The 25,702-nt window shown below is 60.7% G+C and carries 28 protein-coding genes; 16 read left to right on the forward strand and 12 right to left on the reverse strand.

Annotated features, from left to right (window positions below; genetic code table 11):
- The first annotated feature begins 3 nt into the window (after positions 1-3).
- On the forward strand, positions 4-819 hold the full coding sequence (proC, locus tag CK226_RS28850) for a pyrroline-5-carboxylate reductase (protein WP_095775473.1): 816 nt from the start codon (positions 4-6) through the stop codon (positions 817-819).
- Positions 820-832: 13 nt separating this feature from the next.
- Here proC and CK226_RS28855 read toward each other — a convergent pair whose 3' ends face one another.
- The 6 genes from CK226_RS28855 to CK226_RS28880 all read right to left on the reverse strand — a co-directional run bounded on the left by CK226_RS28855 (position 833) and on the right by CK226_RS28880 (position 7,440).
- The gene (locus CK226_RS28855; RefSeq protein ID WP_095793654.1) at positions 833-1,225 is read right to left on the reverse strand and encodes a type II toxin-antitoxin system VapC family toxin; all 393 of its coding nucleotides are present in this window, start codon (positions 1,223-1,225) and stop codon (positions 833-835) included.
- Positions 1,225-1,467, reverse strand: coding sequence for a type II toxin-antitoxin system VapB family antitoxin (locus CK226_RS28860; RefSeq protein ID WP_095793655.1), 243 nt, complete (start codon positions 1,465-1,467; stop codon positions 1,225-1,227). The genes CK226_RS28855 and CK226_RS28860 overlap by 1 nt, the downstream gene beginning before the upstream one ends.
- Before the next feature lie 65 nt (positions 1,468-1,532).
- Positions 1,533-2,846, reverse strand: a complete 1,314-nt coding sequence (locus tag CK226_RS28865) for an NAD(P)H-dependent oxidoreductase (protein WP_095793685.1) — start codon at positions 2,844-2,846, stop codon at positions 1,533-1,535.
- An 87-nt stretch (positions 2,847-2,933) separates the two neighbouring features.
- Positions 2,934-4,328, reverse strand: coding sequence for a multicopper oxidase family protein (locus CK226_RS28870; RefSeq protein ID WP_095793656.1), 1,395 nt, complete (start codon positions 4,326-4,328; stop codon positions 2,934-2,936).
- 141 nt (positions 4,329-4,469) lie between these two features.
- On the reverse strand, positions 4,470-6,095 hold the full coding sequence (locus CK226_RS28875) for a DUF882 domain-containing protein (RefSeq protein WP_095793657.1): 1,626 nt from the start codon (positions 6,093-6,095) through the stop codon (positions 4,470-4,472).
- Between the two features lie 208 nt (positions 6,096-6,303).
- Positions 6,304-7,440, reverse strand: coding sequence for a hypothetical protein (locus tag CK226_RS28880; protein WP_095793658.1), 1,137 nt, complete (start codon positions 7,438-7,440; stop codon positions 6,304-6,306).
- 158 nt (positions 7,441-7,598) lie between these two features.
- Here CK226_RS28880 and CK226_RS28885 point away from each other — a divergent pair, with 158 nt between their 5' ends.
- From CK226_RS28885 to CK226_RS28895, 3 genes are all read left to right on the forward strand, one after another.
- On the forward strand, positions 7,599-8,585 hold the full coding sequence (locus tag CK226_RS28885) for a phosphatase PAP2 family protein (protein WP_095793659.1): 987 nt from the start codon (positions 7,599-7,601) through the stop codon (positions 8,583-8,585).
- Positions 8,586-8,614: 29 nt separating this feature from the next.
- Positions 8,615-8,821 carry a hypothetical protein gene (locus CK226_RS35165; RefSeq protein ID WP_179301146.1) on the forward strand — a complete coding sequence of 69 codons (207 nt, stop codon included), beginning with the start codon at positions 8,615-8,617 and terminating at the stop codon, positions 8,819-8,821.
- Between the two features lie 333 nt (positions 8,822-9,154).
- A complete protein-coding gene (locus CK226_RS28895) occupies positions 9,155-10,201 on the forward strand; it encodes an acyltransferase (protein WP_095793660.1) in 1,047 nt (348 codons plus the stop codon).
- Positions 10,202-10,286: 85 nt separating this feature from the next.
- Here the strand turns inward: CK226_RS28895 and CK226_RS28900 are convergent, their stop codons facing one another.
- Positions 10,287-10,952, reverse strand: a complete 666-nt coding sequence (locus CK226_RS28900; protein WP_095793661.1) for an isoprenylcysteine carboxylmethyltransferase family protein — start codon at positions 10,950-10,952, stop codon at positions 10,287-10,289.
- A 226-nt stretch (positions 10,953-11,178) separates the two neighbouring features.
- Here CK226_RS28900 and CK226_RS28905 point away from each other — a divergent pair, with 226 nt between their 5' ends.
- The gene (locus CK226_RS28905; protein WP_095793662.1) at positions 11,179-12,009 is read left to right on the forward strand and encodes a sterol desaturase family protein; all 831 of its coding nucleotides are present in this window, start codon (positions 11,179-11,181) and stop codon (positions 12,007-12,009) included.
- Positions 12,010-12,028: 19 nt separating this feature from the next.
- Here the strand turns inward: CK226_RS28905 and CK226_RS28910 are convergent, their stop codons facing one another.
- The 5 genes from CK226_RS28910 to CK226_RS28930 are packed head-to-tail and all read right to left on the reverse strand — an operon-like array spanning position 12,029 to position 16,487.
- Positions 12,029-12,553 (reverse strand): prepilin peptidase, encoded by a 525-nt coding sequence (locus CK226_RS28910; protein WP_095793663.1) that lies wholly within the window; start codon positions 12,551-12,553, stop codon positions 12,029-12,031.
- Position 12,554: 1 nt separating this feature from the next.
- Positions 12,555-13,112: a tetratricopeptide repeat protein gene (locus tag CK226_RS28915; protein ID WP_179301147.1), complete on the reverse strand. Its 558-nt coding sequence runs from the start codon at positions 13,110-13,112 to the stop codon at positions 12,555-12,557.
- 53 nt (positions 13,113-13,165) lie between these two features.
- On the reverse strand, positions 13,166-14,122 hold the full coding sequence (locus CK226_RS28920) for a type II secretion system F family protein (protein ID WP_179301148.1): 957 nt from the start codon (positions 14,120-14,122) through the stop codon (positions 13,166-13,168).
- 8 nt (positions 14,123-14,130) lie between these two features.
- The gene (locus CK226_RS28925; protein WP_095793665.1) at positions 14,131-15,102 is read right to left on the reverse strand and encodes a type II secretion system F family protein; all 972 of its coding nucleotides are present in this window, start codon (positions 15,100-15,102) and stop codon (positions 14,131-14,133) included.
- Positions 15,102-16,487 (reverse strand): CpaF family protein, encoded by a 1,386-nt coding sequence (locus CK226_RS28930; RefSeq protein WP_095793666.1) that lies wholly within the window; start codon positions 16,485-16,487, stop codon positions 15,102-15,104. Before CK226_RS28930 ends, CK226_RS28925 begins: the two co-directional genes overlap by 1 nt.
- A 540-nt stretch (positions 16,488-17,027) precedes the next feature.
- Here CK226_RS28930 and CK226_RS28935 point away from each other — a divergent pair.
- From CK226_RS28935 to CK226_RS28985, 11 genes are all read left to right on the forward strand, one after another.
- Positions 17,028-17,213 carry a Flp family type IVb pilin gene (locus tag CK226_RS28935; protein ID WP_095793667.1) on the forward strand — a complete coding sequence of 62 codons (186 nt, stop codon included), beginning with the start codon at positions 17,028-17,030 and terminating at the stop codon, positions 17,211-17,213.
- A 242-nt stretch (positions 17,214-17,455) separates the two neighbouring features.
- On the forward strand, positions 17,456-17,638 hold the full coding sequence (locus CK226_RS28940; protein WP_095793668.1) for a Flp family type IVb pilin: 183 nt from the start codon (positions 17,456-17,458) through the stop codon (positions 17,636-17,638).
- A 103-nt stretch (positions 17,639-17,741) separates the two neighbouring features.
- Entirely contained in the window at positions 17,742-18,806 is a 1,065-nt protein-coding gene (gene cpaB / locus CK226_RS28945; protein WP_095793669.1) for a Flp pilus assembly protein CpaB, read from the forward strand.
- A gap of 54 nt (positions 18,807-18,860) precedes the next feature.
- Positions 18,861-20,306: a type II and III secretion system protein family protein gene (locus tag CK226_RS28950; protein WP_095793670.1), complete on the forward strand. Its 1,446-nt coding sequence runs from the start codon at positions 18,861-18,863 to the stop codon at positions 20,304-20,306.
- Between the two features lie 4 nt (positions 20,307-20,310).
- Entirely contained in the window at positions 20,311-20,592 is a 282-nt protein-coding gene (locus CK226_RS28955) for a hypothetical protein (RefSeq protein ID WP_245437874.1), read from the forward strand.
- A 75-nt stretch (positions 20,593-20,667) separates the two neighbouring features.
- Positions 20,668-22,170, forward strand: a complete 1,503-nt coding sequence (locus tag CK226_RS28960) for a pilus assembly protein TadG-related protein (RefSeq protein WP_095793672.1) — start codon at positions 20,668-20,670, stop codon at positions 22,168-22,170.
- 5 nt (positions 22,171-22,175) lie between these two features.
- Positions 22,176-22,718 carry a TadE/TadG family type IV pilus assembly protein gene (locus CK226_RS28965; protein ID WP_245437875.1) on the forward strand — a complete coding sequence of 181 codons (543 nt, stop codon included), beginning with the start codon at positions 22,176-22,178 and terminating at the stop codon, positions 22,716-22,718.
- A 2-nt stretch (positions 22,719-22,720) separates the two neighbouring features.
- Complete coding sequence (locus tag CK226_RS28970; protein WP_095793674.1) at positions 22,721-23,356, forward strand: TadE/TadG family type IV pilus assembly protein; 636 nt, start codon at positions 22,721-22,723, stop codon at positions 23,354-23,356.
- On the forward strand, positions 23,353-24,516 hold the full coding sequence (locus tag CK226_RS28975) for an AAA family ATPase (RefSeq protein WP_095793675.1): 1,164 nt from the start codon (positions 23,353-23,355) through the stop codon (positions 24,514-24,516). Before CK226_RS28970 ends, CK226_RS28975 begins: the two co-directional genes overlap by 4 nt.
- On the forward strand, positions 24,500-25,090 hold the full coding sequence (locus CK226_RS28980; RefSeq protein ID WP_095793676.1) for a L,D-transpeptidase: 591 nt from the start codon (positions 24,500-24,502) through the stop codon (positions 25,088-25,090). Before CK226_RS28975 ends, CK226_RS28980 begins: the two co-directional genes overlap by 17 nt.
- A complete protein-coding gene (locus tag CK226_RS28985; protein WP_095793677.1) occupies positions 25,087-25,662 on the forward strand; it encodes a hypothetical protein in 576 nt (191 codons plus the stop codon). The genes CK226_RS28980 and CK226_RS28985 overlap by 4 nt, the downstream gene beginning before the upstream one ends.
- Positions 25,663-25,702 lie beyond the last annotated feature (40 nt).

Below are 25,702 nucleotides of genomic sequence, written 5' to 3' on the forward strand. Positions count from 1 at the left end.
TCGATGACGATCAGGCTTGTTCTCGCCGGCTGTGGCAATATGGGTTACGCCATGCTTTCGGGCTGGCTGAAATCCGGCAAGCTCGCGCCCTCGGCGGTTTTCGTGGTCGAGCCCAATGCGGAGTTGCGCCAGCGCGCTGCGACGCTCGGCTGCGCCACATCAGCGGATGCCAATGAGATTCCAGCCGATGCAGTGCCAGATCTCGTCGTCATCGCGGTAAAACCCCAGGTGATCCGCGACGTCACCGCCGCCTACAAGCGTTTTGGCGACGGGCGGACCACATTCGTCAGCATCGCCGCCGGCACGCCAGTCGCCACCTTCGAGGACATCCTCGGCGGCCGCGCGCCTGTCGTGCGCTGCATGCCCAATACGCCGGCTTCCATCGGCAAGGGCATGATGGTGGTGTTTTCCAACCCGCTCGTCTCCGATGATACCAAGCGCTTTGTCGCCGACCTGCTGTCGGCCAGCGGCGAAGTGACCACCATCGACGACGAGGGCCTGATGGATGCGGTGACCGCCGTGTCGGGATCGGGGCCGGCCTATATTTTCCACTTCATCGAAGCGCTGACCGTGGCCGCCGAGAAGGCGGGGCTGCCTGGTGCAACCGCCAGGCTGCTCGCCATGCAGACGGTCTATGGGGCCGCCTCGCTTGCCGCCGAAAGCCAGGAGGAACCGGGCGTGCTGCGCCAGCAGGTGACCAGCCCCAATGGCACGACGGCAGCGGCGCTTGGCGTGCTGATGGGCGAGGATCGGCTGACCAAGCTGCTGACACAGGCAGTCGAGGCGGCTCGGCTGCGGTCGATCGAACTGGGGAAATAGAGCGGATGTCCGGCTAAGCGAGATCCGTATGTGAGAAGTCGTTGCCTTTGTAGAGCAAAACTGAGCCGTAGCTCTTCGCGCAAGCATAGGACAAGCAATCGGCAAGGTTGACCTGCGCGGGGTGCCCACGTCCCTTTCCGTAGTCTGAAAACGCTTGGATGGCGAGTTTGGCATCGCCGGCGCCGATCGGCACGATTTCGATTTCGGCTTCGCGCAGAAACGCGTCTATCGCCGCTTCCGCAACCAGCGGCTCGATAGCAAGCATGGTGGAAACCCACATCGCTGCTTCAAGCACGACCAGCGCGGAAGTAACCTTGCGTGGTGCTGCGGCGATCCTGTTACTCCATTCGCCGGCATCCGCTTCTGCCGAAAGAATTGCGACGACCACGGAGGTGTCGACGAACATCAGGGATGTCCCCACATATCGTCGATCTCATCCTGGCTCACAGGCCGGCCGCCGCGGCCGGCTTTGGTCTTAAGGTCATCGGCGATCGCAGCCAGCCGCTTCGCCAGGGGAATGCGTCCGCTTTCCCGTTCCAGTTCCGACTCAAGCGCTTCGATAACCGCTTCGGTCATTGAAATCTTGCGTTTGGCAGCGAGTCGCTGTGCCAGTTCACGCGCACGGGGGTCTCTGATCTGGAGGTTCATTAGTCGATCCTCGGCGACATTTGCCACTACAAGATAGTGCACTGTCATGACGGCGACACAGCGACCTATTTTCCGTACAGCATCTCGTCCTGCAGCCGGCGCAAGGCGAACAGCTTCGTCGTCGGGTCGGGCGCGGCGTTGTCGGCGGTCAGCAGTTCGCCCTTCCTGACCGGTTTCAGCACCTTGCCGCCCTCGAGCAGGCCGACCGGTACGGCGCGTTGGGCTCGGGCTTCGCCGACGGTCATGGTCCAGGAACGGTAGCAGGTCTCGCCGATGGCGTCGAAGGTCTCGCCGGCTGCCAAGTCCCGCTTGGCGACCGCGCAGACCTCGGCGACCGGCCTTGGCAGTGGCACCATATCGGGCTTGCCGAAAAGCACGATACGGGCGGCGGTCAGCGGCACTTCCAGTGACGTCAGATGATAGGGTCGGAACAGGCTGTAATAGGGACCGTGGCCGATATGCAGATCGTCCATGCGCTCGATGATGCGCGGATGCGTCGCCTCGACGATGACGAAGACACCGGGCGCCACACCCTTGCCGATGGTGTAGTCGACGACGCCTTTTTTCAACAACAGCCCGCCATCCTCGCGCGGGATCAGCACCTTGACGAGATCGTCGCGGTCGGCCTTCGGGCCATGCATGCCGGGCACATCGGGCACGAGGCCGGTGGCGTTGGCGATGGCGCACATCTCGACCATGGTTTTCGAACCGTCGACGAACTCGACCAGCATGCGCGGGTTCATGTTGCGGCGGATCGCTTCCTCGCGATAGTCGTCGGGCATGGCGTCGTGGTTGAGCGGGTTGTTCTTGCCCTTGCCGGCCGAGACGATGGTCAGGCCGAGGGCGGAGGCGAACTCGATCAATTCCATGCAGCTCGAAGGTTCGTCGCCGGCGCCGACCGAATAGACGACGCCAAGCCGGTCGGCCTGCTGCTTCAGATAGCAGCCGATGGTGACGTCGGCCTCGACATTCATCATCACCAGATGCTTGCCATGCTCCATCGCCATCAGGTCGAAATCGGCGGCGACGCCGGGTTTTCCCGTGGCGTCGATGACGACGTCGATCAGCGGATTGGTGACCAGCATCTCGTTGGAGGTGACGGCGATCTTTCCTGCCTCGATGGCCGCGGTGACTTTCGATGCCGCGTCTGCCTCGACTGCCATCGCCTCGTCGCCATAGGCGATGCGGATGGCGTCACGCGCGGTGTGCGGGCGCCGGGTGGAGACGGCGCAGACCGAAATGCCTGGCATCAGCATGCCTTGCGTGACGAGGTCGGTGCCCATCTCGCCCGAACCGATAACACCGATGCGCACCGGACGACCCTCGGCGGCGCGGCTGGCGAGATCGCGGGCAAGCCCGCTCAAGGCGACATTGGTCATGCGTGAGATGTCCATGGTTCTTGATTTTGGATGCGGCAATAGCAGGGAACCACCCGCTTTTGCCAACGAAACCGTTCTAACCTGGCTTCAGACCACCCTGACGTAGCTCGTCATGCCCGATTTCTGGTGCTCGATGATGTGACAGTGCAGCAGCCAGTCGCCGGGATTGTCGGCGACGAAGCCGAGCTGAACCTTCTCGTTGGGCTGGATAAGATAGGTGTCCGAAATCACCGGCTGCACCGGCCGCGTCGAGGACGACAGCACCTTGAAGCTCATGCCGTGCAGATGCATCGGGTGCGATTGCGGTGTCAGGTTCTCCATGTCGATGACATAGCTTTTGCCGAGCTTCAATTCGGCCAGCGGCGCGGTCGGATCGGATGTATCGCCTGGCCACGGCACCTTGTTGATGGCCCAGAAACTGTAGCCGAGCGAACCGCAGATGCCGTCGCTCGGGACGTTTTCCGCCGTGGCGCTGAGCGCTAGCGAAATATGCTGGGCGGCGGCGAGGTCCACCTCCGCCACCGGATTGACCTCCAGCGGTGCAACATCGCGAACATCCCGCTTGAGCGACCTGCCCGTCGCGCGCACGGTCGCCAGGATTTTGGGCTTGGTGCCCCTGACATCGCGCAGGCTCACCACCGCGCCCTCCTGATCGGGCATGCGGATGGCGAGCTCCATGCGCTGCCCCGGCCCAAGCAGCAAGGCATCGGGCGAAAAACGCTCAGGTACCGGATTGCCGTCCAGCGCCATCACGATCGCCTCGGCGCCGTCGACGCGAAAGGCATAGATGCGCGTGACATCGGTGATGGCGACGCGCAGCCGCATCAGGCCTCCGGCCGGCGCGTCATAGTGGGGCTGGTCGAGCCAGTTGGCGGTGCGCACCGTGCCGTAAGTACCGGTTTTCGCGGCATCGCGCGGCCGGAACTGGTCGATGAACTGGCCGTCGTCGCCAAGACGCCAGTCGCGCAGATTGAGGACGAATTCGGCGTCGAATTTCGGATCGTTCGGGTTTTCGACAACGATCACGCCGGTCAGGCCGTGGCCCATCTGCTCCAGCGTATTGCAATGCGGGTGATACCAGAAGGTGCCGGCGTCGGGCGGCGTGAAGGCGTAGTCGAAATGATCGCCGGTGTAGACGTAAGGCTGCACCAGGAAGGGCACGCCATCCATCTTGTTGGGCAGGCGAATGCCGTGCCAGTGGATGGTCGTGGGATCATCGATGGCGTTGACCAGACGCGCCGCGAAGGGTTCGCCCTTCCTCATCCTCAGCACCGGCGGCATTCCGGCATCGCCGTAGGTCAGCACATTGTTGGTCGGGCCGATATCCATCAGCGAGGCCTGGATCTTGGCCGTCTGCAGCACCACCGGTTCCGGGCTCGCGGCGGCGAGGCTGCCAAGCCTGCCGATGGCCGAAAGCCCCACTCCGGTTGCGCCAGCGATGGCGGCCGTTTTCAAGAGCCCGCGGCGTGTCCATCCGGTCATTCAGCGCTCCAACTGCAAAGCCTGGGATTTATCGTCGCCTTGGATCACAGGCGAGCCACCAGTGCAAATGCCGATATTGGCACACCGCGTCTCGCCAATGCCATGGCGACGTGATGGCATCCGCTCGGGAGCGTTCGCCCCCTATTTGAAACTGGCGATGGGCAGGAATTTCACCGCGGAGCCGGTGAAGCGGCGGTGATCCGACGTCTGTCCCCGCGGCTGAAACCCGTCGAGATAGACCTGCTCCGGCGCCGTGCGGATGAAATTGGCTGCAATGATGGGCGCTGCTGCCGCGCCGGTTCCTCCGGGGATGCCGCGTCCCGCCACGGGCGCAATCACGGCGGTGGCCTCGGTATCGAGGCGTGGTTGGACACGATCGGCCTTGGGGCTGGTCCTGACACGATCCTCGGGTTTCGGTGCCGGGACGGCAACCTGCTGAGCGGCCGATCCATCAAGGACGGTATCGGGGTGGTGCATGGCCAGCAATGCAGCGACGGCATCGGCGGATTTGACCGCTTCCGGCTGACGCATCGCGCTTGCCTCATTCCGCGGCCGCCATGTCGGCAACGGGATGTTGAGCGCCACCATGTCCGGCGCGGCGCTCGCGGCATCCGTCTTGCCCAAGGGCATTTCGGCATTGGCCACCACCGGCTTGGGCACGGAGAGTTCGGCCCGCGCCGTGGACGCGCTGGCCATCGCCAACGTTGCGTTTTGCGGGGTCGCAATGCTGGCCGTGGCGACGGCGCGCGGGGCGAAGGCGGGCAACGGCACCGCGCTGGGCGCCATGGCCATGACGATCGCTTCCGGCGACTTGCCCTTCTGCTCGGCGAGCGGTTCTTCGGCCGCACCGGCGGAAGCCATCTGGATGTCCGCCCGCTGGGCCTCCTGCGGCGGCACGGTGGCGATGCCTTGCCCCGCGGTCTTGGGTTCAACGGACTTGGCCGGTTTGCGTGGCGCGGGCGCTGCTTCGGCGATATCCTCGGACTCGTCGGCGCCGCGCCCGCCCAGAAGCGTCGCCAGCAGGCCGCGCGACTTGCGCTGGCCGCCATCGGCGCTTGCCAGTTCGATGTTGGGCGTGCCGGCGGCCTTGCGCGATTTGTAGGCGGCAAGCGCCTGGTCATAGCCGGGCAGCGGCCTGCCGTCGCTCGGCACATGCAGTGTGTTGCCGTTCGGGAAGACCCTGGCAAGTTCCTGGCGGCTGATGCCCGGCCAATGCCGCACATTGCCGACATCCATGTGAATGAAAGGCGAACCGGAGGTCGGATAATAACCGACGCCGCCGCCCTGCATCCTGAGGCCGATGTCGCGCAGCCTTTTCAGCGGCACATCCGGCAGGAAGAAGTCCATGGCACGGCCGACCATGTGCTGGCTCTCCCGGGCCACGCCCTTAGAGCGGCTGCGCAGCATGGCGTTGGTCGCCGGCGAGCGATAGGCGCTGACGACATGGATATAGCCGGTCGAGCCGCTGGCGCGGTAGGCCTGCCAGACGAGGTCGAGCAGGCGCGGATCCATCCTGGTCGGCTCGTTGCGGCGCCAGTCGCGCAGCATGAAACTGATCTTCTTCAATCCCGCCTGATCGTAGCGCCCGTTGCGCTTGAAGACGATCTCCGCCTTCTCGCCGGTATGCAGATGCTGGATCTTCAAGGCGCGCGTCTCTGCGAACGCACCGGTGACGCACAGGCAAAGCAAGGCGACGGCAATGGCCGGCAACCATGTCCAACGATGGCAGGCGCCGGACGCGTTCTGTTCGCTTTCAGTCACGTTCATGCCTTGCACATTGTTCTTGTTTCGGGCGATTTGACGACTTCGCCGCAAGCGGAGCCTTCTTTTCAAACGCTGGACACGCAGGCTTCGCCAGCAAGGCGGGCATCCGTCCTTCGAACTCGTCCTGTCGATGAACAGCATCTTGGTTAACGAATCGTGTTCGCGCCAGGAACGAACCTTCCCCGCCCCGGAATGACTTCAATCGACCGCTTCAGCGGAACAGATATTTCGAGACTTCCGGATTGCCGCGCCGCCACATGACATTGTCCAGGAAGTAGTGGTGCACGTTGATGAAGATCCAGGCGATGAAGAGGAAGAGCGACGAGCCGAGCACGGCCTTGTCGTAGGGAACCATGGCCGTCAGCGCCATCGGCACCAGCCAGAAACCGAGCGCTCCGAGGATTGCACCGAAGACCACGAACGCCAGCACGCGCAGCCTGTACAGCGGTCCAAGAACGGACAGGGCCTTCAATGCCGGCCTCTCGACGGCATCCGCGCGGTCGCGCTCGACATTGGTCTGGTAGCGCCAGACCACGGCCAGATACTGCAACGAATGCATCGCCGGCACGACGAGCAGCCAGAGCGGGTTCAGCGTCACGAACAGGATCCAGGCATAGAGGGACACGACGTAGGCGACGACGCCGTTATAGGGCAGCGCGCCACCATGTTTGCGCCAGCGGTTGATGAACATAACGGCCGTTGCCGCCGAGGAGGCGGCGGCGATCGACATGGCGATGGTGATGAGCCATGGCGGCACCGCGAAGGTGTAATAGTCCAGACCCCAGAACTGCCTTTGGGTGATCACCACATTCGTCTGAAGCCAGGCGAACAGCCACACGGCGTAGCCGTTGAACAGCAACACCTTCTTGTCCTGATCACTGAAGAATTTGCGCTTCAGCACGGCATCCACCATCAGCATGCCGTAACCCTGCTTGACGTAATGCCAGCCGACGAAAAAGCCCATCGCGTTTGTCGCATTGCCGAGCAGGCGGGCGTTGCCCGTCAGCGCGCCATAGGCAAAGAAGGCAATCATCGCCAGCGGGACGACAATGCCCGCGAGGATATAGCGGATCTGAAGGCTCCGGCCGTAACCCTGACCGCGCACCTTGCGCGCGAAATTGCGATAGAAGATCTGGTACGAATGACCGAAATGCGGCTGGTTTATGAGGTGCGAGAGCAAGAACATCGTCAGCGTCACGCTGGCTTCATACCGCAGCGGCAGGAAATACAGGACCGGCAGGATGAAAAGCGCGCTTCCGCCAAGCATGAAGAAGTCGATGAACGGGCCAAAGAGATATTTTTGCGGGGCGACTGAAGCCGGGGTATCCGCCGAAAGGTGAAGTGCCATGATGCCTCCTCCCCCTGTGATCGGAACGTCGTCGCGAGTAGATAGGCCGTCGATCGCATCCAACCAGCGGCGGGACGTGTTTAAGAACTAAGTTCGCTTGTTAGCAGGTTTTGCAGTTCTCTGAAATTTCGAATATTGTCCGCCCACGGGGGTAGTGGATGCTGGCTTACGAAGCTCCGGGGGTACGCCGATATGCGCAAATCATCGGCCTGTCCATCTGCACGTTTGTTCTGGCCGACTTACTCTGGCTATCAGTCAGCAACATCACGATCGATTCCTATAATGGTGTCGAACTGATCATCGCTTGTTCGATCGCTGGCGCTTATTGGGGTGCCGGAAAATTTGCTGCCCTGATGGCAACCCGAAGCCAGTCTCGACTTTCCCGAGTATGGAAGGGTGCCGGCGCTACCTTCGAAAACATCGCGATCTTCATGGCGGTATTCATCCCGATGTCGATTGTCAGCTGCCTGTTCATGTATCTTGCCGCATCGACAACCAGACCTCGCCTCGACTGGCTGCTCGTCGCCGGAGACAAGACACTTGACTTCGACTGGCCCTTGGCGCTCGGCTATGCCAATTCCCACCCGAAGATTGCAGCAGTTTTGGTGTTCTGCTACGAGGCACTCACCTATCAGTTGCCGATGGTGGTGCTCTGGCATGCTGTCACAAATGCGCGGCTCCGGCTGCTTGAGTTCATTGCTATCCTGTTTGCATCGTCGGTGTTGACCGCGATCATCATGGCCGCCGTCCCGGTGGACGGCCCCTACCTCTATTTCCGCCCGGCGCCTTCCCTATTCGACCACTTCACGAATGCCGGCCTCTCCCATGCCGCCACGGTCGATGCGCTGCGTTCCGGGGCGCCTTTCAACTTCTTGATCTCAAATACAGTTGGAATCACATGCTTTCCCTCATTCCACACTACTCTCGGGATCATCATCACCTATGCTATGCGAAGGACCCCCTTGCTGATCCCGATTGCCTTGGTCAATGCGGTTATGATTGTGTCGACGGTGCCGGAAGGCGGCCATTACCTAGTCGATGTCATCGGTGGAGGTGTCGTGGCGGTCACAGCCATCGTCGGCGTCGCCATCTTGACTAGCGCAAATCAACAAGAATTGGCACGGAGGATCCTGGCCCGAAGCTGATCGATCCGACCGCCGCCGAGAAGAGCACCATGATGACGCCGGTGCACCATGTGGTCGACGCAATGTTGACGGTTGAAAACAACGCGAATGCGCCGAAATATTATTACATGAAAGAACCTCGGCAGAAGCATTGGGACGCGCCGAGCGTATTCTTCATATTCGGGGAATGTCTGTCGAAGGATGCCTTCCTCGTTCCGTGCGCGCCGGTGTTGCAGAAGAAACTGGACCGCGCCTAGCGCCACCATCAACGCTGAAAAACGCGAAAGGATCGCTCCAACAATGAATACTGCCTCGTAGCGTCGGAGCCAGTAGAGACAAAACACCGAGCTAACCATACGAACAAAAATCGACCCGAGCGCCACCATTTGCACGGCCTCGTTTTCCAATGCAGGGGTGAAAAACATCGCAACGACGATCACCTTGCACGGCGGCCGAAGTGATGGTTCATTAGCGTGGACTGAAACGCGCTCCTTGAGGCAGGTCCTGAGCAGAGCACCACCAGAGCGTCTGAGATGGGCTTTGAGAGTGGCAGCTGCCATCTTGGCTGAGCCGGTGGCGCAGGTGCTGCTGTGATCTGGTCGCTGCAGATCCTTCGCTTCGTCGCGGCGCTGCTGGTGGTCTACGTCCATTCGGCCGAGATCGCGGCGGTCGCGACAGGATCGAACGGACTGCTGCCGCAAGATGTGCAGCTTGTCGGCCGCGCCGGCGTCGACATCTTCTTTGTCATCTCGGGCGTCATCATCACGCGGATAGGAGCAGGTTTGAGCTGGCGTGAGTTCGCCTGGCGGCGCTGGCGGCGCGTCGTGCCGATCTACTTTCTGGTCTGTATCCCTACGCTGCTGATCGCGGCGAAGACGGGTTTCGGCTGGCGCAGCCTCGTTGCCACGTTCCTCTTTTGGCCGGCAACCGGCGTCATGACCGAGCCGCTTTTGCCGGTCGCGTGGACGTTGTGTTTCGAGATGCTGTTCTATGCAGCTGCAACCCTGGTCCTCTTGAATCGCCGATCGATTTACGTGCTGATCGGCCTCTATGGCGCGGCGATGCCGCTCCGCCCCTTCGGCCCGGCTTTCCAGTTCCTTGGCAACCCCATCATCCTTGAATTTCTGATGGGTGTCGTCATCGCCAATGCGCCAGCGCGGCGGGCTGGCCTCTTGGGCATCCCGCTCGGCGCCCTTGCGCTAGTGATGGCCGGCCCGTTCGGAATCGCGCCCAGCGGCGGCACTCTCGATTTTCTCATTGGGACAGATGGCTTCCGGCGCGTACTCGTCTATGGCCTACCCGCAGCGCTGATCGTCTATGGAACAATGCAGATCAAGGCGAAGCCGAGTGTCTGGACCGAGCAAGGCGACGCGTCCTATTCGCTCTACCTCACGCACACGCTGATCGCCTCGGCAATGCTGCAGTTGTGGATGGCCTACCCCATTCAGCCCGATCTCATTATCCTGGTCACCACGGCGGCCTGCGTGCTTTTCGGCTGGCGCATCCACATCAGATTTGAGAAGCCGCTCTTGGCGATGTTCAATCGCTTCGGTCAGAGATCCAGTCGTCACGGCCCGAAACTGATCGCGCCAGCCACCACCGCCCACGTAGTAGAAGTTGTGAGCCGCAAACGATAATGCCTCTGATAGGAACAGTCGCGCCCATCTCACCACCGGGCAAAGCGTAAAACTGCTTCCCGGGGTGCGTAAGTAGCCATTTGATCTATGACCGACCGGAAACCGTGGCTGCATGAAAGAGCCGCGGCAGAAGCATTGGGACGCGCCGAGCATATTCATCATATTCAGGGAATGTCTGTCGAAGGATGCCTTCCTCGTTCCGTGCACGTCGATACTGCAGAAGAAATTGGACCGCGCCTAACGCCGCCATCAACACCGACAAGTGCGAAAGGATCATTCCGAGAACGAATGTCGCCTCGCAGATGTAAAGCGGATGGCGAACAATGGAATATGGGCCAGAGGTAACCAGCTGCCGGGCCGTAGCCATGATGGAGAAAGAACGGCCGAGCCAGTAGAGGCAAAACACGGAGCCCACCATGCCGATGAAAATCAAGCACAGCGCCGCCATTTGCACTGCCTCGCTTTCCAATGCCGGGGTCACAAACATTGCAACGATGATCAGAAAAGTTCCGGCTACAGAAGTGACCCTTGGTTCGATTCCCTGCGCGGTTCCTTTTGGCGGAAGGCGACCGATCGTCAGGAAAACCTGCAGGCCGGACATAACAGTCGCCAAGACCTGATTGACGACGGCCAACGAATTTCCCGATGCGTTCTGATGGAAATAGGCGAATAGAGGAATCGCGCTGAGAACCGCCAGAACCGTCATGATACAGACGATCGCGATCCGGCCAAGAAAATCTTCATTCAACATTTTGCCCCCCCTGCAAAGCAGCACTGAAGCATTCCTCGCGTGCGCCGACAAGCAAATGGTTTCCAGAGCGTTAACGGCCAAAACGGCCGCCAATCGAGATGTGTCATCAGGTCGTCAAAGCCTCCCGGCCAGAAGGTCACGGCGCACCGGCTAACTGTTTGGAAACCATTGCCTTGTGTGAGGGGCCATGAAGTGGTTCACTCCCTCTGGTAAATGACATTGCGAGATGGAGCCGATGGACCTCTTTGGTCTGAAAACGCTGCTCATTTGCGCCCTGATCTTCGTACCGCTGGAGCACTTCCTCGCCCTGCGGACGCAACAGAAGATATTCCGCAAAGGTCTCGGCACCGATGTGATCTACGCGCTGGTCAACGGCGCTTTCCTCAAGATCTGCATTTTTCTTATGGCGGCAGGGGCAATGGGCGTCTCGGCATCTTTGGTACCTGAGAAGGTAACGATGACGGTGAGCGGTCAGGCGACATGGCTCCAGGTCATAGAGATCATCATCCTGGCCGATCTCGGTGTCTACGCTTCCCACCGAGCGTTTCATGCCATCCCGGCGCTCTGGAGATTCCACGCCATCCATCACGGCATCGAGGAGTTGGACTGGATGGTTGCTTTCCGGGCGCATCCGGTCGACCAGATCATCACCAAGGCTGTCTCGCTTCTGCCTGTATTCTTTCTGGGATTTTCGTTGGAAGCCATTGCGGTATACTTCGTCATCGCTACCGGGCATGCGTTGCTTCTACATGCCAACGTCAGGATGAACTTCGGGCCGCTCAAATGGGTGATCGCAAGCCCCCAGTTCCACCACTGGCATCATGCCGATCAACGCGACGCCTACGACAAGAACTTCGCCAGTCACTTGGCCATCATCGATGCGTTGTTCGGCACTTTCCATATTCCAGGCTCCAGAATGCCCGAGAAATATGGTGTCGATGAGCCGATCCCGACGAATTATGTCGGCCAGCACGGCTACCCGTTCGTGCGCGGGACTCAACAGGGCCGGAATACAGCGGATGCCGTCGCCAAGCCGACGCCCGAAGCGCGCGGGTAGCCCAGCGCCCGTCAATTGTTCACATCGATGGAGAGCCGGGGACGACAAAGCCGTATCCGACCTGCAAGGCGATTATGCAAATCGACGCCACAGAGATAGGTACGCCAAACGGGACAACACCTTTGCGGTCAAGGTGTTGCACGTAGACGCGGAAGGCGCCTTGTGGGAGCAAGAATGGATTCTTCACAACCATGGCCGTGGCGAGGGCGAACAACAGCAGCAAGATGGAAAACCCGACAAGATCATTTCCACCGACCAGAAACGGCACGACTGCCATCAGCTTGACATCGCCTGCGCCGACCTTTCGCAGAACCCAGAACGGAAAGAGCCCCACGAACAGCACAAGCGCGGCGATGGCGCTCAGCCCCATGTCCCACCACGATCCGGACTGAAGCGACAAAAGCAGCAGCGACCCCGCCCCAAGGCAGAGCAGCAGCAGCGCGTCGCGATTGGCTATCTTCTGTGTCGTGAAGTCCAGCCATGCAATCCTTGCGAGCAAAGGGATGGCAAGCGCTTTCAGCAACAGCACTTCGACAAGCAGCATGTTAGCGCTCGATGTTCTGCACGCTTGACGACAGTAGCTTCAGATTGTTGGCGACCGTCGGATCGTTGGGCGCCAATTCATAGGCCTTCAGGAAACTCGCGCGGGCATCCTGCAGCTTGCCGCGCAGCAAATAGGAATAACCGACATTGTTGTAATATTCGGGTGACGCGCCAACCAGCTTGAAGGCTCTGCCATAGGCCCGGTCGGCGAGATCGAATCGATGGATGCGGTCGCAGGAGGCGGCTAAACCCATCCAGGCGCCACCGTCATTGGGGGCCAGTTGCGTCGCCTTGAAGAACAGCGCGCCGGCGTTGCCGTAATTTTCCGCCCGAAACTGGTTCGTGGCTTCGGCCACGGCCTGGTCCGAGGCGTAGTACTCGACGTTGCCGACTGTCTTCAGCCCGTCGAAGGCATCGCCAAAGGACGTGACGTCGCCTTTCGACGGCTCGTTGGTGCGCACGACACCATCGGTGCTGTCCGCACCTTTCGTTTGGCAACCGGCAAGCGCCATCAAAAGACTGGCTGCGGCTACGGCTGCGAGGCGCATTGGCCCTGTCATTTTGTCTCCCAAGAGTCCCCCGACTCCGTTTTAGAACCAAAGCATATAAACATTTAGAAGAAAATGCCCTTCATGCGAATGAGCACCGGCAACATCACGACCATCATCACAACCGGAAAGATGCAGAGGCCGAGCGGTATCATCATCTTGACCGGCAGCGCGTTGGCACGTTCCTCGGCGCTCATGATTCTCTGGTTGCGCATTTCGTCGCTGTAAATGCGCAGGGCGTCGGTAAGACTGGTGCCCAATTCTTCCGATTGGCGAAACAGAACGGCCAGGGCGCGCGCCTCGTCAAGCCCGATGCGGTCGGCCAGTTCGCGCAAAGCCTCGCGCAACGGTTTGCCCGCACGCAACTGCAAGGTCACGATCGACAGCTGAATACCCAGCCATTTGTGTGTGCCAGCCAGTTCAGCGCCAACGCGCTCCACGGCGGCCTCAAGGCTCATCCCGGCGTCGGCGCAGGTGATCATCATGTCCATGAAATCGGGAAAACCGCGCCGGTAGACCTGCTTTTGCCGGCTCTCGAAGCGGTCGAGAGCGATGCTGGGAATGACAAGGCAGCCAAGCCCGATCAAGGCTGAAGCTGCAAATGCCACGAGCCCCGGCAATTGCGGCGGCAACACCCGCGACAGAAGGGCATAACAGGCCAGGAAGCCGATACAGACGGCGCCGAGGCGAGAGAGCGTGTAAATGACTGGTGCGCTTGACTGATAGAATCCCGCCCGGAACAGTTTCGCTTCCAGTGCATTCGGCTCACCGCGTTCCTTTTCCAGGCCGCGGAAATAGGCATCGACCGGCCTCTGCGCGGAAATCCTGTTGAGCTCCTGCTGGGCATAGAGCGATCGGCGACTGGTGATCCCCTCGGACATGAGGGTTTGAGCAACCAGCTTTCTCGTCTGGAACACCGGGATGAGGATAAAGGCGGCCAGCAGAAAAAAGGCTACCGCCGCCAGGAAGATGGCGAGAGAGAGCAGCGTGGCCGAATTCCCCAGATTGCTAAACACGTCCATGCCCGCCACTAGAAATCGAAATTGACCATTCGGTACATTATGAAGTCGCCCAACAAAGCCCACGACCCAAAGATCACGAATACCGGCATGACGATCGGGTTGCCCCAGACGTCACCGTAAAAGCTCGGAGCGGCGATCGACAGCACGCCAAGCATCAGAAGCGGAAACAACGAGATTATCCAGGCGGACATGCGACCTTCGGCGGAAAGCGCCCTGATCTTCATGCGCAGTTTCCGGCGTTCGCGCAATACTGTCGACAGATTCGACAGTATCTCGGTGAGATTGCCGCCCGTCTTGGCCTGGATGGAAAGGGAAACCGACAGCAGATGCAGACCCTCGAAGCCGACCCGCTCCGACAATTTTCGAACTGCCTGCTCCAGACTGAGGCCAAAACTGATTTCGTCAGAAACAATGCCGAATTCAGTGCCGAGCGGATCAGGCATTTCACGCGCCACAAGCCCGATCGCGACGGTGGTTGGATGACCGGCGCGAAGAGAACGCACGATCATATCGAGTGCATCGGGAAGCTGGAGTGCAAATTTATTGATGCGTTTGTTCCGAGCCCTTCGCAAAACGAGAATCGGCAGGGCAAATCCGACAATCAGGAAGACGATGACGGCGACAATGGCGGACAAGTGCAGAAGCAACGGTAAAATGAGCGCCAGCACGAGGCCGGCGAGAAGGAAAACTGCCAGGAAAGCCAGTGGATTGCCGGTGATGCCGGATTGCGTATAGAGCCGGTTGAGCGCGATTGCGCCGAAGATGAAGTCCCCCGACGCCGTCAATCCGCGTTCCTGCAGCAGCCCCTGCAGACTCTGCTCGGCAGGCTTTTCTTCTCCCAGCCGCTGCAAGCGTCGATTTATGATGCCTGCCCGCGCTCGCCGTCCGGCGAATGAAAGAAAGAAAGACTCGGCGGCAAGAATGACCGACGCCGCCGCCAGCACATAGATGAAGTAGAGGAGGGTCTGACCGGTCGGCATCAAAGTGGGACCTGCGGATTGAACGCATCTTTTGCGAAATGGTACCCCATCGCCGCGGCCTCTGTGGCAAACCGTGGGCGAACACCGGTGGCGCGAAATTCACCGACAATCGCGCCGTCGGCGCGGACATCGCGGCGGACAAAGTGATAGATTTCCTGAAGCTGGACAACATTGCCTTCCATGCCGGTCAGTTCCGATATGGAAGTGACGCGCCGGCCGCCGTCCGAGAGTCGTTGTGTCTGTACGATGATATCGATGGCCGAGGCGATTTGCGCGCGGATGGAATCATTGGTCATCGGCATGCCGGCCATGCCGACCATCTGCTCAAGCCGCGAGATCGCATCGCGCGGTGTGTTGGCGTGGATGGTGGTCATCGAACCCTCATGGCCGGTGTTCATGGCCTGCAGCATGTCGAACGCTTCCTCGCCGCGCACCTCGCCGACGATGATGCGGTCCGGTCGCATGCGCAATGCGTTCTTCAGCAGTTCGCGCTGCCGAACCTCGCCCCTGCCCTCGACATTGGGCGGGCGCGTCTCCAGCCGTCCGACATGCGGCTGCTGCAGCTGCAGTTCCGCCGCATCCTCGATGGTGATGAGGCGTTCCCTGGCCGGGATGTAGCTCGACAACGCGTTGAGCAAGGTCGTCTTGCCGCTGCCGGTGCCGCCGGAAACCAGGATCGATTTGCGTGACTGTACCGCGATGCGCAGCAGATCGACCATCGGCTGCCGGATCGAGTTGAACGCCATCAGACGTTCGAGAGAATAAGGGTTCTTGGAAAATTTGCGGATGGAGACCAGCGGGCCGTCCACTGAGATCGGCCGCACCGCGATGTTAACACGTGAGCCGTCCGCCAGCCGGGCATCGACCATCGGTGCCGATTCGTCGACACGCCGGCCGATCGCCGAGACGATCTTGTTGATGACGCGCAACAGATGGGCCTCGTCGCGGAAGCGGATCGCGGTTTCCTCAATCACGCCATATCGCTCGATGAAGACACGCTTGTGGGTGTTGATCAGAATGTCGGCAATCGAATCGTCTTTCAGCAATGGCTCGATCGGCCCCAGACCAAGCATTTCGTCGGCCGTGTCGCTGGTCAGCTGATCGAGCTCGCGCGCGTTCAGCGGAACGTTGCGACCGCGCACGAACTCGCGCACGATGGGACGAATTTCGTTCAGGATCTCGTCCTTCGACGCAGTTTCGAGCGACGCGAGATTGAACCGGTCAATCAGATGTCGATGCAGATCGACTTTCAGCGCCAGGAACTCGTCGCCATGCGGTTCGAGATCGGCAACGGGCGGGGCGCCGCCGGCAACTTGGAGGACCGCCATCGGCTCCTGCTTTGGCTCGATCCGCGTCTCGCCACCCTTGATGAACCGCCCCAGCATAATCCCTTATACCCCTCCAGCGCACATTAGCGGAAACTAAACGTTAACCAAGCGTCGCACAAGCGCCGGGACGCCTCACGCCCGGGCAATACTTTCAACATAGTTAAGAAGCGGCGCTAGCAAATATCGTTTTTGCTTCCGGCCTCCACGCCGTCAACCATCAGTGGAGCACCATACCTCGGAGCGCCCGAGTCCCTTGCGCGCTCAAGCACCGACACCCATCCCATAATTGGCTATAACCCCTTAGATATAAAGGAATATGCCATGTTGCTAAAATAAGGATAACTCAATTAGCAAGAGGACATAATTGTGAACGAATGGTTAAGAGCGCTTGAAAAATTAGACGAATCAAGGTGTTGCTGAAATTTAAGGCCGCGCTCAACTCGAAGGTTCATGTATTGGGAAGTTAAGGAACCGTTAATCCCGTTTGACTCTGCAATTTCTCGGGACCTAGGATCGAGATGACGGGGGATGCTTGGGTATGGGGTTCATCCTTGGCTCTGTCTCGTCGGGTTCAAACCTCCAAAGGGAGAAATTGACATGAAGAAGCTCATGACGATGACCCGGCAGTTCCGCGACGACGAAAACGGCGCTGCCATGGTCGAATACACGGTGCTGCTCGGCATCATCACGGTAGCAGTCATCGCGACGGTGGTGCTGGTCGGCACCTGGGTCGGCGGCAGATGGACCGCGCTGAATAGCGCTCTTACGGCTGCTACGGCGTAGTTCTCTGGCGGGCCTGAACTGAAAAGGCTTAGGCCCGCCGTTCTCACCAGAAGGTAGACGCCGTCTGGGTGCATATCAGTTGGTTGGCAGTCAGCATGCGCGCAAATACTGAAATAGTGATCTTTCTCAGTGTTGTGGTTCGCGTGTTGCCGGTCGACTTGAGGGGGACGGGGGATGCTTGAGTATGGATGTCATCCTCAGCTCGTCTCGTCGCGTTTAAATCTCCAAAGGGAGTGATTGGCATGAGTAAGTTCATGACTATGGCCAGGCAGTTCCGCGATGATGAGAACGGCGCTGCTATGGTCGAATATACCGTCTTGCTCGGCATCATCACGGTGGCCGTAATAGCGACCGTTGTGTTGGTCGGTACATGGGTCGGCGGGCAGTGGACAACGCTTAACTCGACACTTACCGCCGCTGCTTAGTGATACCCGGCAGGCCTGGGCGCAAATGCTTGGGCCGGCCTCTTTTTCAACCAGAGACAGGCGACCCTTGGGGGGCACGTAGTCGATTGAGTGGGTTGGGGTTATGCGCGCAAATACCGTCATCATGATCGTCCTCGCCGGCGTGTTCGGCGTGCTTGCCGTGGTGCTCGCCAATATCTGGCTGGCCAATCAGCGCAGCGCGCTTGCGCAGACAAACGATATCCAGCGCGATACCGTCGTTGTGGCCGCGGTGGCGCTGAAGTTCGGCGACACCCTGTCTGCCGACAAGTTGCGCGAAGTCGCATGGCCGGCGGGCGCGGTTCCGGCCGGCGCCTTCAGGACAACGGAAGAACTCCTGACGAAGGACGTCCCCCCTGGCGGAGGCTCCAAGCAGGCGTTGCAGTCGATCGGCGTCAACGAACCGGTTCTCGCAAGCAAGATCACCGGCCCGGGCCAGCGCGCCACGCTTTCGGCGGTGCTTGGCGAAGGCATGAAGGCAGTTTCCATTCGCGTCAACGACGTGCTTGGTGTCGCCGGCTTCGTCTTCCCGGGAGACCGGGTCGATGTGCTGCTGACGCGCACCGTGCGTGACAGTGACGGCACGGACCAGAGTTTTGTCGACGTGCTGCTGCAGGGCATGAAGGTGCTCGCCGTCGACCAGGTGGCCGACGAAAGCAAGGACAGCCCGACCGTCGTCAAATCGGTCACGCTCGAGGCCAGCACCAAGGACGCGCAGAAGCTGACGCTGGCAGCGGGTGCCGGCCAATTGTCGCTGGCACTTCGCCAGGCCGCCGCCAGCAAGGGCGAAACGACGGAGCGGGTGACGCTTTCCGACCTGACCGGCGAAATGCCGGCCGACGTCGCCAAAAAGCAAGCCGAACTCGCCAGACAGGCCGCGGCCGACGCGGCTGCGGCAGCCGAACGTCAGCGCGCGGAAGATGCGCAGAAGCGCGCCGACGACAAGATCGCAGGATTGGCACAGGCCGTGGACCGGGTGGGAAGCAAGCTCGACGAGTTGGGCAAGGTCAAGCCGACTCCGGCCGTGGCCTCCGCGCCGGAAGCCCGGGAAGTCGTCAAATATGTCACACCTGAGCCGCCGTCGCATGCCACCGTGGGCGTTTTTCGAGGGGTGAAGCTCGAGACATATGACGTGCCGCGACAACCATGATACGCTGCAACTAATAAGATGGGGCTGCCATCGGCAGCAATCGGGGAGACGGGGATGCAGGGGTTTTGGGTGAGGTTGGCTGCGGTCGCGCTGTCCTGTTTCGCGACGCTACCAACGTGGAGTCTGGTGGCCGATGCCGCAGACCGCTTCATCGATGTGTCGAACCCCAGCGTTCATCGTGTTTTCCTGCCGATGTCGCAGTCGGTGACGATCGCGGTGAACGCCACCCTTGGCGATATCGTCGTCGGTGACGAAAAAATCGCCGACGCGCAGCCGATGACCGACCGCACGCTCTATGTCATCGGCAAGGGTGCCGGCACCACCACGGTTAATCTGTTCTCACCTGAAAAGCGCTCGCTCGGCGTCATCCAGATCGAGGTCGGCGTCGACGTCAGCGACATGGCGCAGGCGATCCGCCAGGTGGCGCCAAAGTCGCGCATCGAAGTTGCCTCGGTCAACGGCAGGGTCAGGCTTGGCGGTCATGTCAAGGACGGTGCCACGCTGGCGGCGATCATGGCGGTTGCGCAGCAATATGGTCCCGACGCCATCATCAATTCCGTCATCGTCGACGACAGCCAGCAGGTCAATTTGGAAGTGCGCGTGCTGGAAGCCAAGCGCAACACCGGCCGCGACCTCGGCGTGTCAATCAAGAGCACCAACAGCAGAGGCACGACCCGTACGGGTACTGGTGTTGCTGCCGTCGACGAAGACAACGTGGTGCTCGGACCGGGCAACCTGCTCAGCGGACTTCTGTCGAACTCCAGTCCCTTCGGAGCCCTGATCACCCGCGTTATCGACAACAACATCAAGGTCGATCTGATCATCGAGGCGCTGGAGTCCAAGGGCGCGGTGCGCATGCTCGCGAACCCCAACCTCACCACGCTTTCCGGCGAGGAAGCCAGCTTCAACGCCGGCGGCGAAGTGCCTATCCGCAGTCTCGACAAGGATGGCCAGATATTCATCACGTACAAGCAATTCGGCGTCAATCTGGTGTTCACGCCGGTCGTACTCGACGACGGCAAGATCCACATGCGGCTGGCGCCGGAGGTCAGCGACCTGACCGGTTTCACCAGCGCCGGCGATCCGATCTTCACCAACCGCAAGCTGGAAACCGTCGTCGAATTACGCGACGGCCAGAGCTTCGCGGTCGGCGGGCTTCTGTCGAGCAAGACCAGCAAGCTCCAGGACCAGGTGCCATGGCTCGGCCAGGTGCCGGTTATCGGGACATTGTTTCGCAGTTCAAGCAACCAGAAGGAAGAAACCGAACTGGTCGTCATCGTCACGCCGCATCTTGTGCGGCCGGTAAAGCCCGGCGAACAGCTGGCAACGCCCTTCGACAAGACACGGCCCGCCAACGACCCGGAATTCTTCGTGCTCGGCCAGCTCGAAGTGAACAAGGACATGATCCGAAAATATGAAACCGGCGACGGCGTCACTGGCCCCTATGGCCATATGCTCAACTTCAAATCGAAGGACAAGATGCTCTATGTCAAGAAATAGCGCCTTGATCCTCATTCTATCCACCGGCCTGCTGACGGGCTGTGCAGCGGACTATCTGAATCACTACGATTCGGTGACCTTGGCCGCGGGCGACTCGCAGAAGCACAATTCGCTGCTGCAGACAGTCGATCCGTTTAACCCGGCCTCCAGGAATACACACATAGGAGGCGATGGTGCGCGCGCAGCCGCTGTTGCCAACAACTACAAATTTCCACCACCGCCGCCGCCACCGCCTGCCATCACGGTCAATGTCGGCGGGGCGGGGTCGGGTGTGACGACGCCGTAACTGAAACGGAAGGATGCGGTTTCAGCGCGCCAGGCCAAACGAGGAACCCGGCGTCAGGGAGCAAAGAGTAAGGCCATGCTGCGAACCATTCGCGCGTTCTGGCACGATCAGAGGGGAATAGCGCTGCTCCTCGTCAGCGTTACGCTGCCGGCGATCATCGGCTTTTCCCTGCTGGCGATCGACATGAGCCGGGCCAATAATCTCCACAATGATTTGCAAAAGGCGGCGGATGCCTTTGCGTTGGCTGGAGCCGCCGAGCTTGATGGCTTGCCGGGTTCATGGGCCAGAGCCGAACGCGCCATGGCGACACTTGTTGCCAACCAGGCCGCATTCTCGACCGTTGGCACCAATGGCCGGTTCACTTTGACTTCCGGGCAACCGGGCGGCACCGCACAATGCAACAGCGCCGGCAACATTTCGTGGTGTTTCCTCAAGAGCTTGCCCGTGTCGGACGGAACTCCGGTCACCAGCGCAAATTATGCCAATGCAACGCAGTCCATCGGCGAAGATGAAACCGCGTTCGTTGAAGTGAAGGTGGCGCCGACCGGTTTCGCCGCAATATTCCCGGCGTCGTTTCTGACGGGCAATTCGGCCAGTAACAGCTTCAACGTTGCAGCCCGGGCGACTGCCGGGTTCACGTCGGGCGTCTGCGATTACACGCCCGTTTTCATGTGCAACCCATATGAGGACACATCCATCACCGGCGGCGTCACGCTGGAACAGGCGGCACAAACCCGGCAATACCGTCGCCGCCAGATCGTGCTGCGCGGCGACGGATCTTACTTTCCCGGCAACTTCGCTTTCCTGGCTTCGCCATTTGGCAATGGTGCCAATCAACTCGAAAAGATGCTCGCCGACTCCAAGCCGCAGAATTGCTATTCGCGGGACGGCGTCGATACGGAGCCGGGACAGAATGCCGGGCCTGTAGAGAATGGCATCAACTCGCGCTTCGGCATCGATTCGTCGAACTACTCGGACGGACCTGGGGTCAATGTGCGCAAGGGTGCCACGAACGGCAGCCAGTTCGTCGCGAGCAACAAGGTCGACTACGAAACAGACCCGACAAAGGGTGTCGGGCTTGAGCGCGATTCGTGCCAGATCGCCGGCAACTGCACCATGATGGGCGGCCGCATGGGCGACGGTGACTGGAATTTCGCGCGCTATTGGGCCGCCAATCATCCCACACGTGCCGTGCCAGCGGCTCTATCGGGAACCGGCGCCAATCTCCCGACCCGTTATGAGGTGTATCGCTACGAGATCGACAACAACATCTATCAGGATCCTTCAGTCGGTGGCGAAACGGGTATCCCGCCTGCGGCGGCAGGCACCCCGATCTCGACGCCTGACCGCCGGTTGCTTTACGGCGCAATCCTGGACTGCAATGCGCTTCAGGCTTCGGGCACGAATTTCAGCGGCCGCCAGACGGGGATTCCCGTGAGGAGGTTCGGCAGCTTCTTCATCACCGAGCCTATCAAGGACGGGAAGAATATCTACGTCGAGTTGGTCGACATCACCGGCAAGGGCGGCAACGGTACGCTCGACAACTACCTGCGCGACGAAGCGCAGCTCTACCGGTGACCGCGATGTTCAAGATGCTGTCCCGATATCTTGATCGATTTCGTCACGATCAACGCGGCGCGGTGATTGTCGAGATGACACTGATCACGCCGCTGATGCTGGTTTTGTCGGCGGGAGTGTTCGAGTTCGGCAACCTGATCCATGACAAGCTGCTGATGGAGGCCGGGCTTACAGACGCCGCTCGCTATGCCGCGCGCTGCAACAGTCAGTTGTATACCGACTCCGGGCTGGCGGCGATCGACTGTACCACCATTGCCGCGAACATCGCCGTCTACGGCAAGCCATCCGTAACCGTTGTTAACGGCGCAGTAACCGATACTCCGCGCGTCAGCGGCTGGCAGACATCGAATGTCACCGTGACCACCAACAACTCCTGCCAGGACACCGTGGTGGGCGGCGTTACCCAATATCGCGCCACCACGGCACAAGTCTGCACCGTCCGCGCGTCCGGTACCTACCCATACACCGGTGTCGGGATGCTGTCTTTCATCGGCATCGGGCCGATCACGCTTCAGGGCTCCCACGACGAGCGGTTGATCCGGTTCTGATCATGATCCAGCGTTTCGCAAAATCGGAAGACGGCGCGGCGATGGTGGAAATGACCATCGTATCGACGCTGCTGTTCTCGCTTGTCCTGGGGTTCGTCGATTTCGGCTATGCGTTCTATCAATGGAATGCGGCCACCAAGGCGGTTCAAGTCGGCGCCCGGCTGGCGTCGATATCGGATGCGGTTGCAACCAACCTCGCGACCGCGGGTCCGATCTCGTCTCCCGGCGCCCCGATTGTCGCCGGCGCGTATGGTCCCTTTGTCTGCACCTACACCGCCGGCACGGGCGGCTGCAGCAACGGCGGCGGCTTCAGCGCCGCCAATTTCAGTCGCATCTTTCGTGGTGACACCGCAAACACCAATGATGATGCCTGTCCCAATGTGGGCACTAACCAGCGGCCCGGCATGTGTCACTTCTTCCCGGGCTTGCTGCGCAGCAACGTCGTCGTCACTTATTCGGCCACCGGCCTTGGCTATCAGACCCGGCTAAGCGGTCCGGTGCCGACAATCACCGTCAGCCTGCAGAACAGGACCTTCCAGTTCTTCTTCCTGCAGGGACTGATGGGTTTCGCCAACATCAACATGCCCTCCATGCTGAGCACGGTCACGGGCGAAGATCTGAAGAGCATCTGGCCATGAACGCCATCAACACCAAGGTTACTCCGACCAAGCGAAAGCAGGTGGCGCTGTTCTCGTCGGATCCGAATTTCAAGCGCGAGGTGGCGACGCGGCTCGATGCGCTGGCGATCTATGACGTCAGGGTTGCCGAGACGGATGATTTTCTCAAAGGTCCGCCGGCCGATACGCGCCCCGGCATCGTCATCCTCGATCTCGGCGGTGGCGAGTTGCTCGGCAAGCCCGGCATCGTCGAGGCGCGCGCGCTGTGGGCGACGGTGCCGCTGATCGCGGTTTCCGACGAGCTGACGTCGGAACAGACGCGGGTCCTGGTGCGCATGAATGCCTCGGACTGGCTGCACAAGCCGCTCGACGGCAAGGAACTGCTCAACGCGGTGACCTTCCACGATACCGGCAACCAGGGCACCAAAAGCCGGATCATCACCTTCATCAGCGCCAGCGGCGGCGCCGGCGCCACGACGCTGGCGCTTTCGGCGGCCGAATTCCTCGCCTCGAAATCGGCTGAGCGCGCGGCTTCGACCTGCCTGGTCGATCTCGACTTCCAGAGCGCCAATTGCGGCGCCTATCTCAATCTGTTCAACCAGTTCGATCTGGCGGGCATTATCAATCAGCCGGAAAGGCTGGATGTCGAGCTGATGGATGTCATCAAGCTCACGCGCCCTTCCGGTCTCACCCTTTATGCGTTCGAGAGGCCGCAACTGCCCTTCGAGCCGCACGGCAGCGATTTCGTCTTCCGGCTCCTGGACCTCGTCGCCTACCGCTTCGACGACATCGTCATCGACCTGCCCAATATCGAAACGCCCTGGCACAATTCGGTGCTGTCGACCAGCGACGAAATCTTCATCGTCTTCGAACTCAACGTCGCTTCGCTGCGGCAAGGCAAGCGACTCTACAAGAAGATTCGCGAACTGCGCGGCAATGCGGTCAGCATCACCCTCGTCGCCAACAAGCACAAGCGCAAATGGTTCGGGAACCATTTTTCGCGCAGCGAGCTCGAGAAGATATTCAAGGCGCCGCACATCAAATCGGTCGCGCTGGACAACGCTCTTCTGACCGATGCCTTGAACCGGGCGATCCTGCCCTCCGAAGTGGATGGCAGGGCGCGCTTCAACAAGGATCTGAAGAAGATGTTCAAAGAGCGGCTCGATGACGCTGCCCGGTAGAGAAGGCCTCGTCCCCAGGCTGGCCGGCACCTGCGTGCTTGGCCTGGTGCTGGCGATGTGCGCCCCGGGCTTCGCCGAGGCGCGGTCGGGGCTTTCGGATCGGCCGCCGCTGCCGGCGATGGGGCCCAGCCTGCGCAAGGCGGTTGCCTTCGCGACCACCGAACAGCCGGGAACGATCATCATCCGCAAGAGCGAGAAGGCGCTTTACCTGGTGACCCGCCAGGGCCAAGCATTGCGCTACCAGATCAGCGTCGGGCGTGACGGATTTGGCTGGACCGGGGTGGTGAAGGTCGGTGCCAAGACGGAATGGCCGCAGTGGCGCCCACCCCGGGAAATGCGCGCCCGCCAACCGGAGCTGCCGGAGCTGGTGCCCTCGGGTCCCTATAACCCCTTGGGCGCGCGGGCGCTGTATCTGCTTCGGGACGGACAGGACACGCTCTATCGCATCCATGGCACCAACGATCCCAAGGGCGTGGGATTCGATGGCACGTCGGGCTGCTTTCGCCTTACCAACACGGATGTGATCGATCTTTTCAAGCGCGTGCCAGTTGGCACCAAGGTGGTGGTTCAATGACGACGATCAGCGACCCGCATGTACCGACTGTCTCGGCCGAGCCGGTTGAACCGCAACTGCTCGGCAGGGATGCGAGCCGGTCGCGGCTGGCGGTCGTCGTCGGCGTTGGATTGACCCTGTTTGCCGTACTGAACGCAACCGCCGCCATCTACCTCTATCGCGGCATCAGCGACCTGCGCACCGTGGAGGGACGTCTCGAGGAGCTCGGCGCGTTCGAGCAGCGGATCGTCGCCCGGCTCGACACGGTCAACAACGGTTTTCAGAGCCGGTTCGAAAAGCTGGACAGCCAATTGCAGGGCAATTTCAACGAAATCAACGGCAGCATAGCCCGGTTGCAACAAAACCCGCCCTCGGCGCGCGACGCTGACGTCTCGGGCGCACCGGAGCCCGTCGTCACGACGAGTGCCGTGGCGGAAGCTTCTCCGGACACCGAAGTCGCGGCGGAACCTGCAATTGCCGATACGCCGCGGCCACCCAAGAGAAGGGTTGCCGCCGCGCCCCCTGGCCCGAACCCCGCCTACCAGCGAACGGAAACGCCGGACGGCAAGGTCTATTATCGCAAGATCAATTGAGGCGTATCGGGTTCCGGTGAAGCCGGACGGAGCCGAGCCT

Source organism: Mesorhizobium sp. WSM4311, from assembly GCF_002295115.1.
GTDB lineage: Bacteria > Pseudomonadota > Alphaproteobacteria > Rhizobiales > Rhizobiaceae > Mesorhizobium.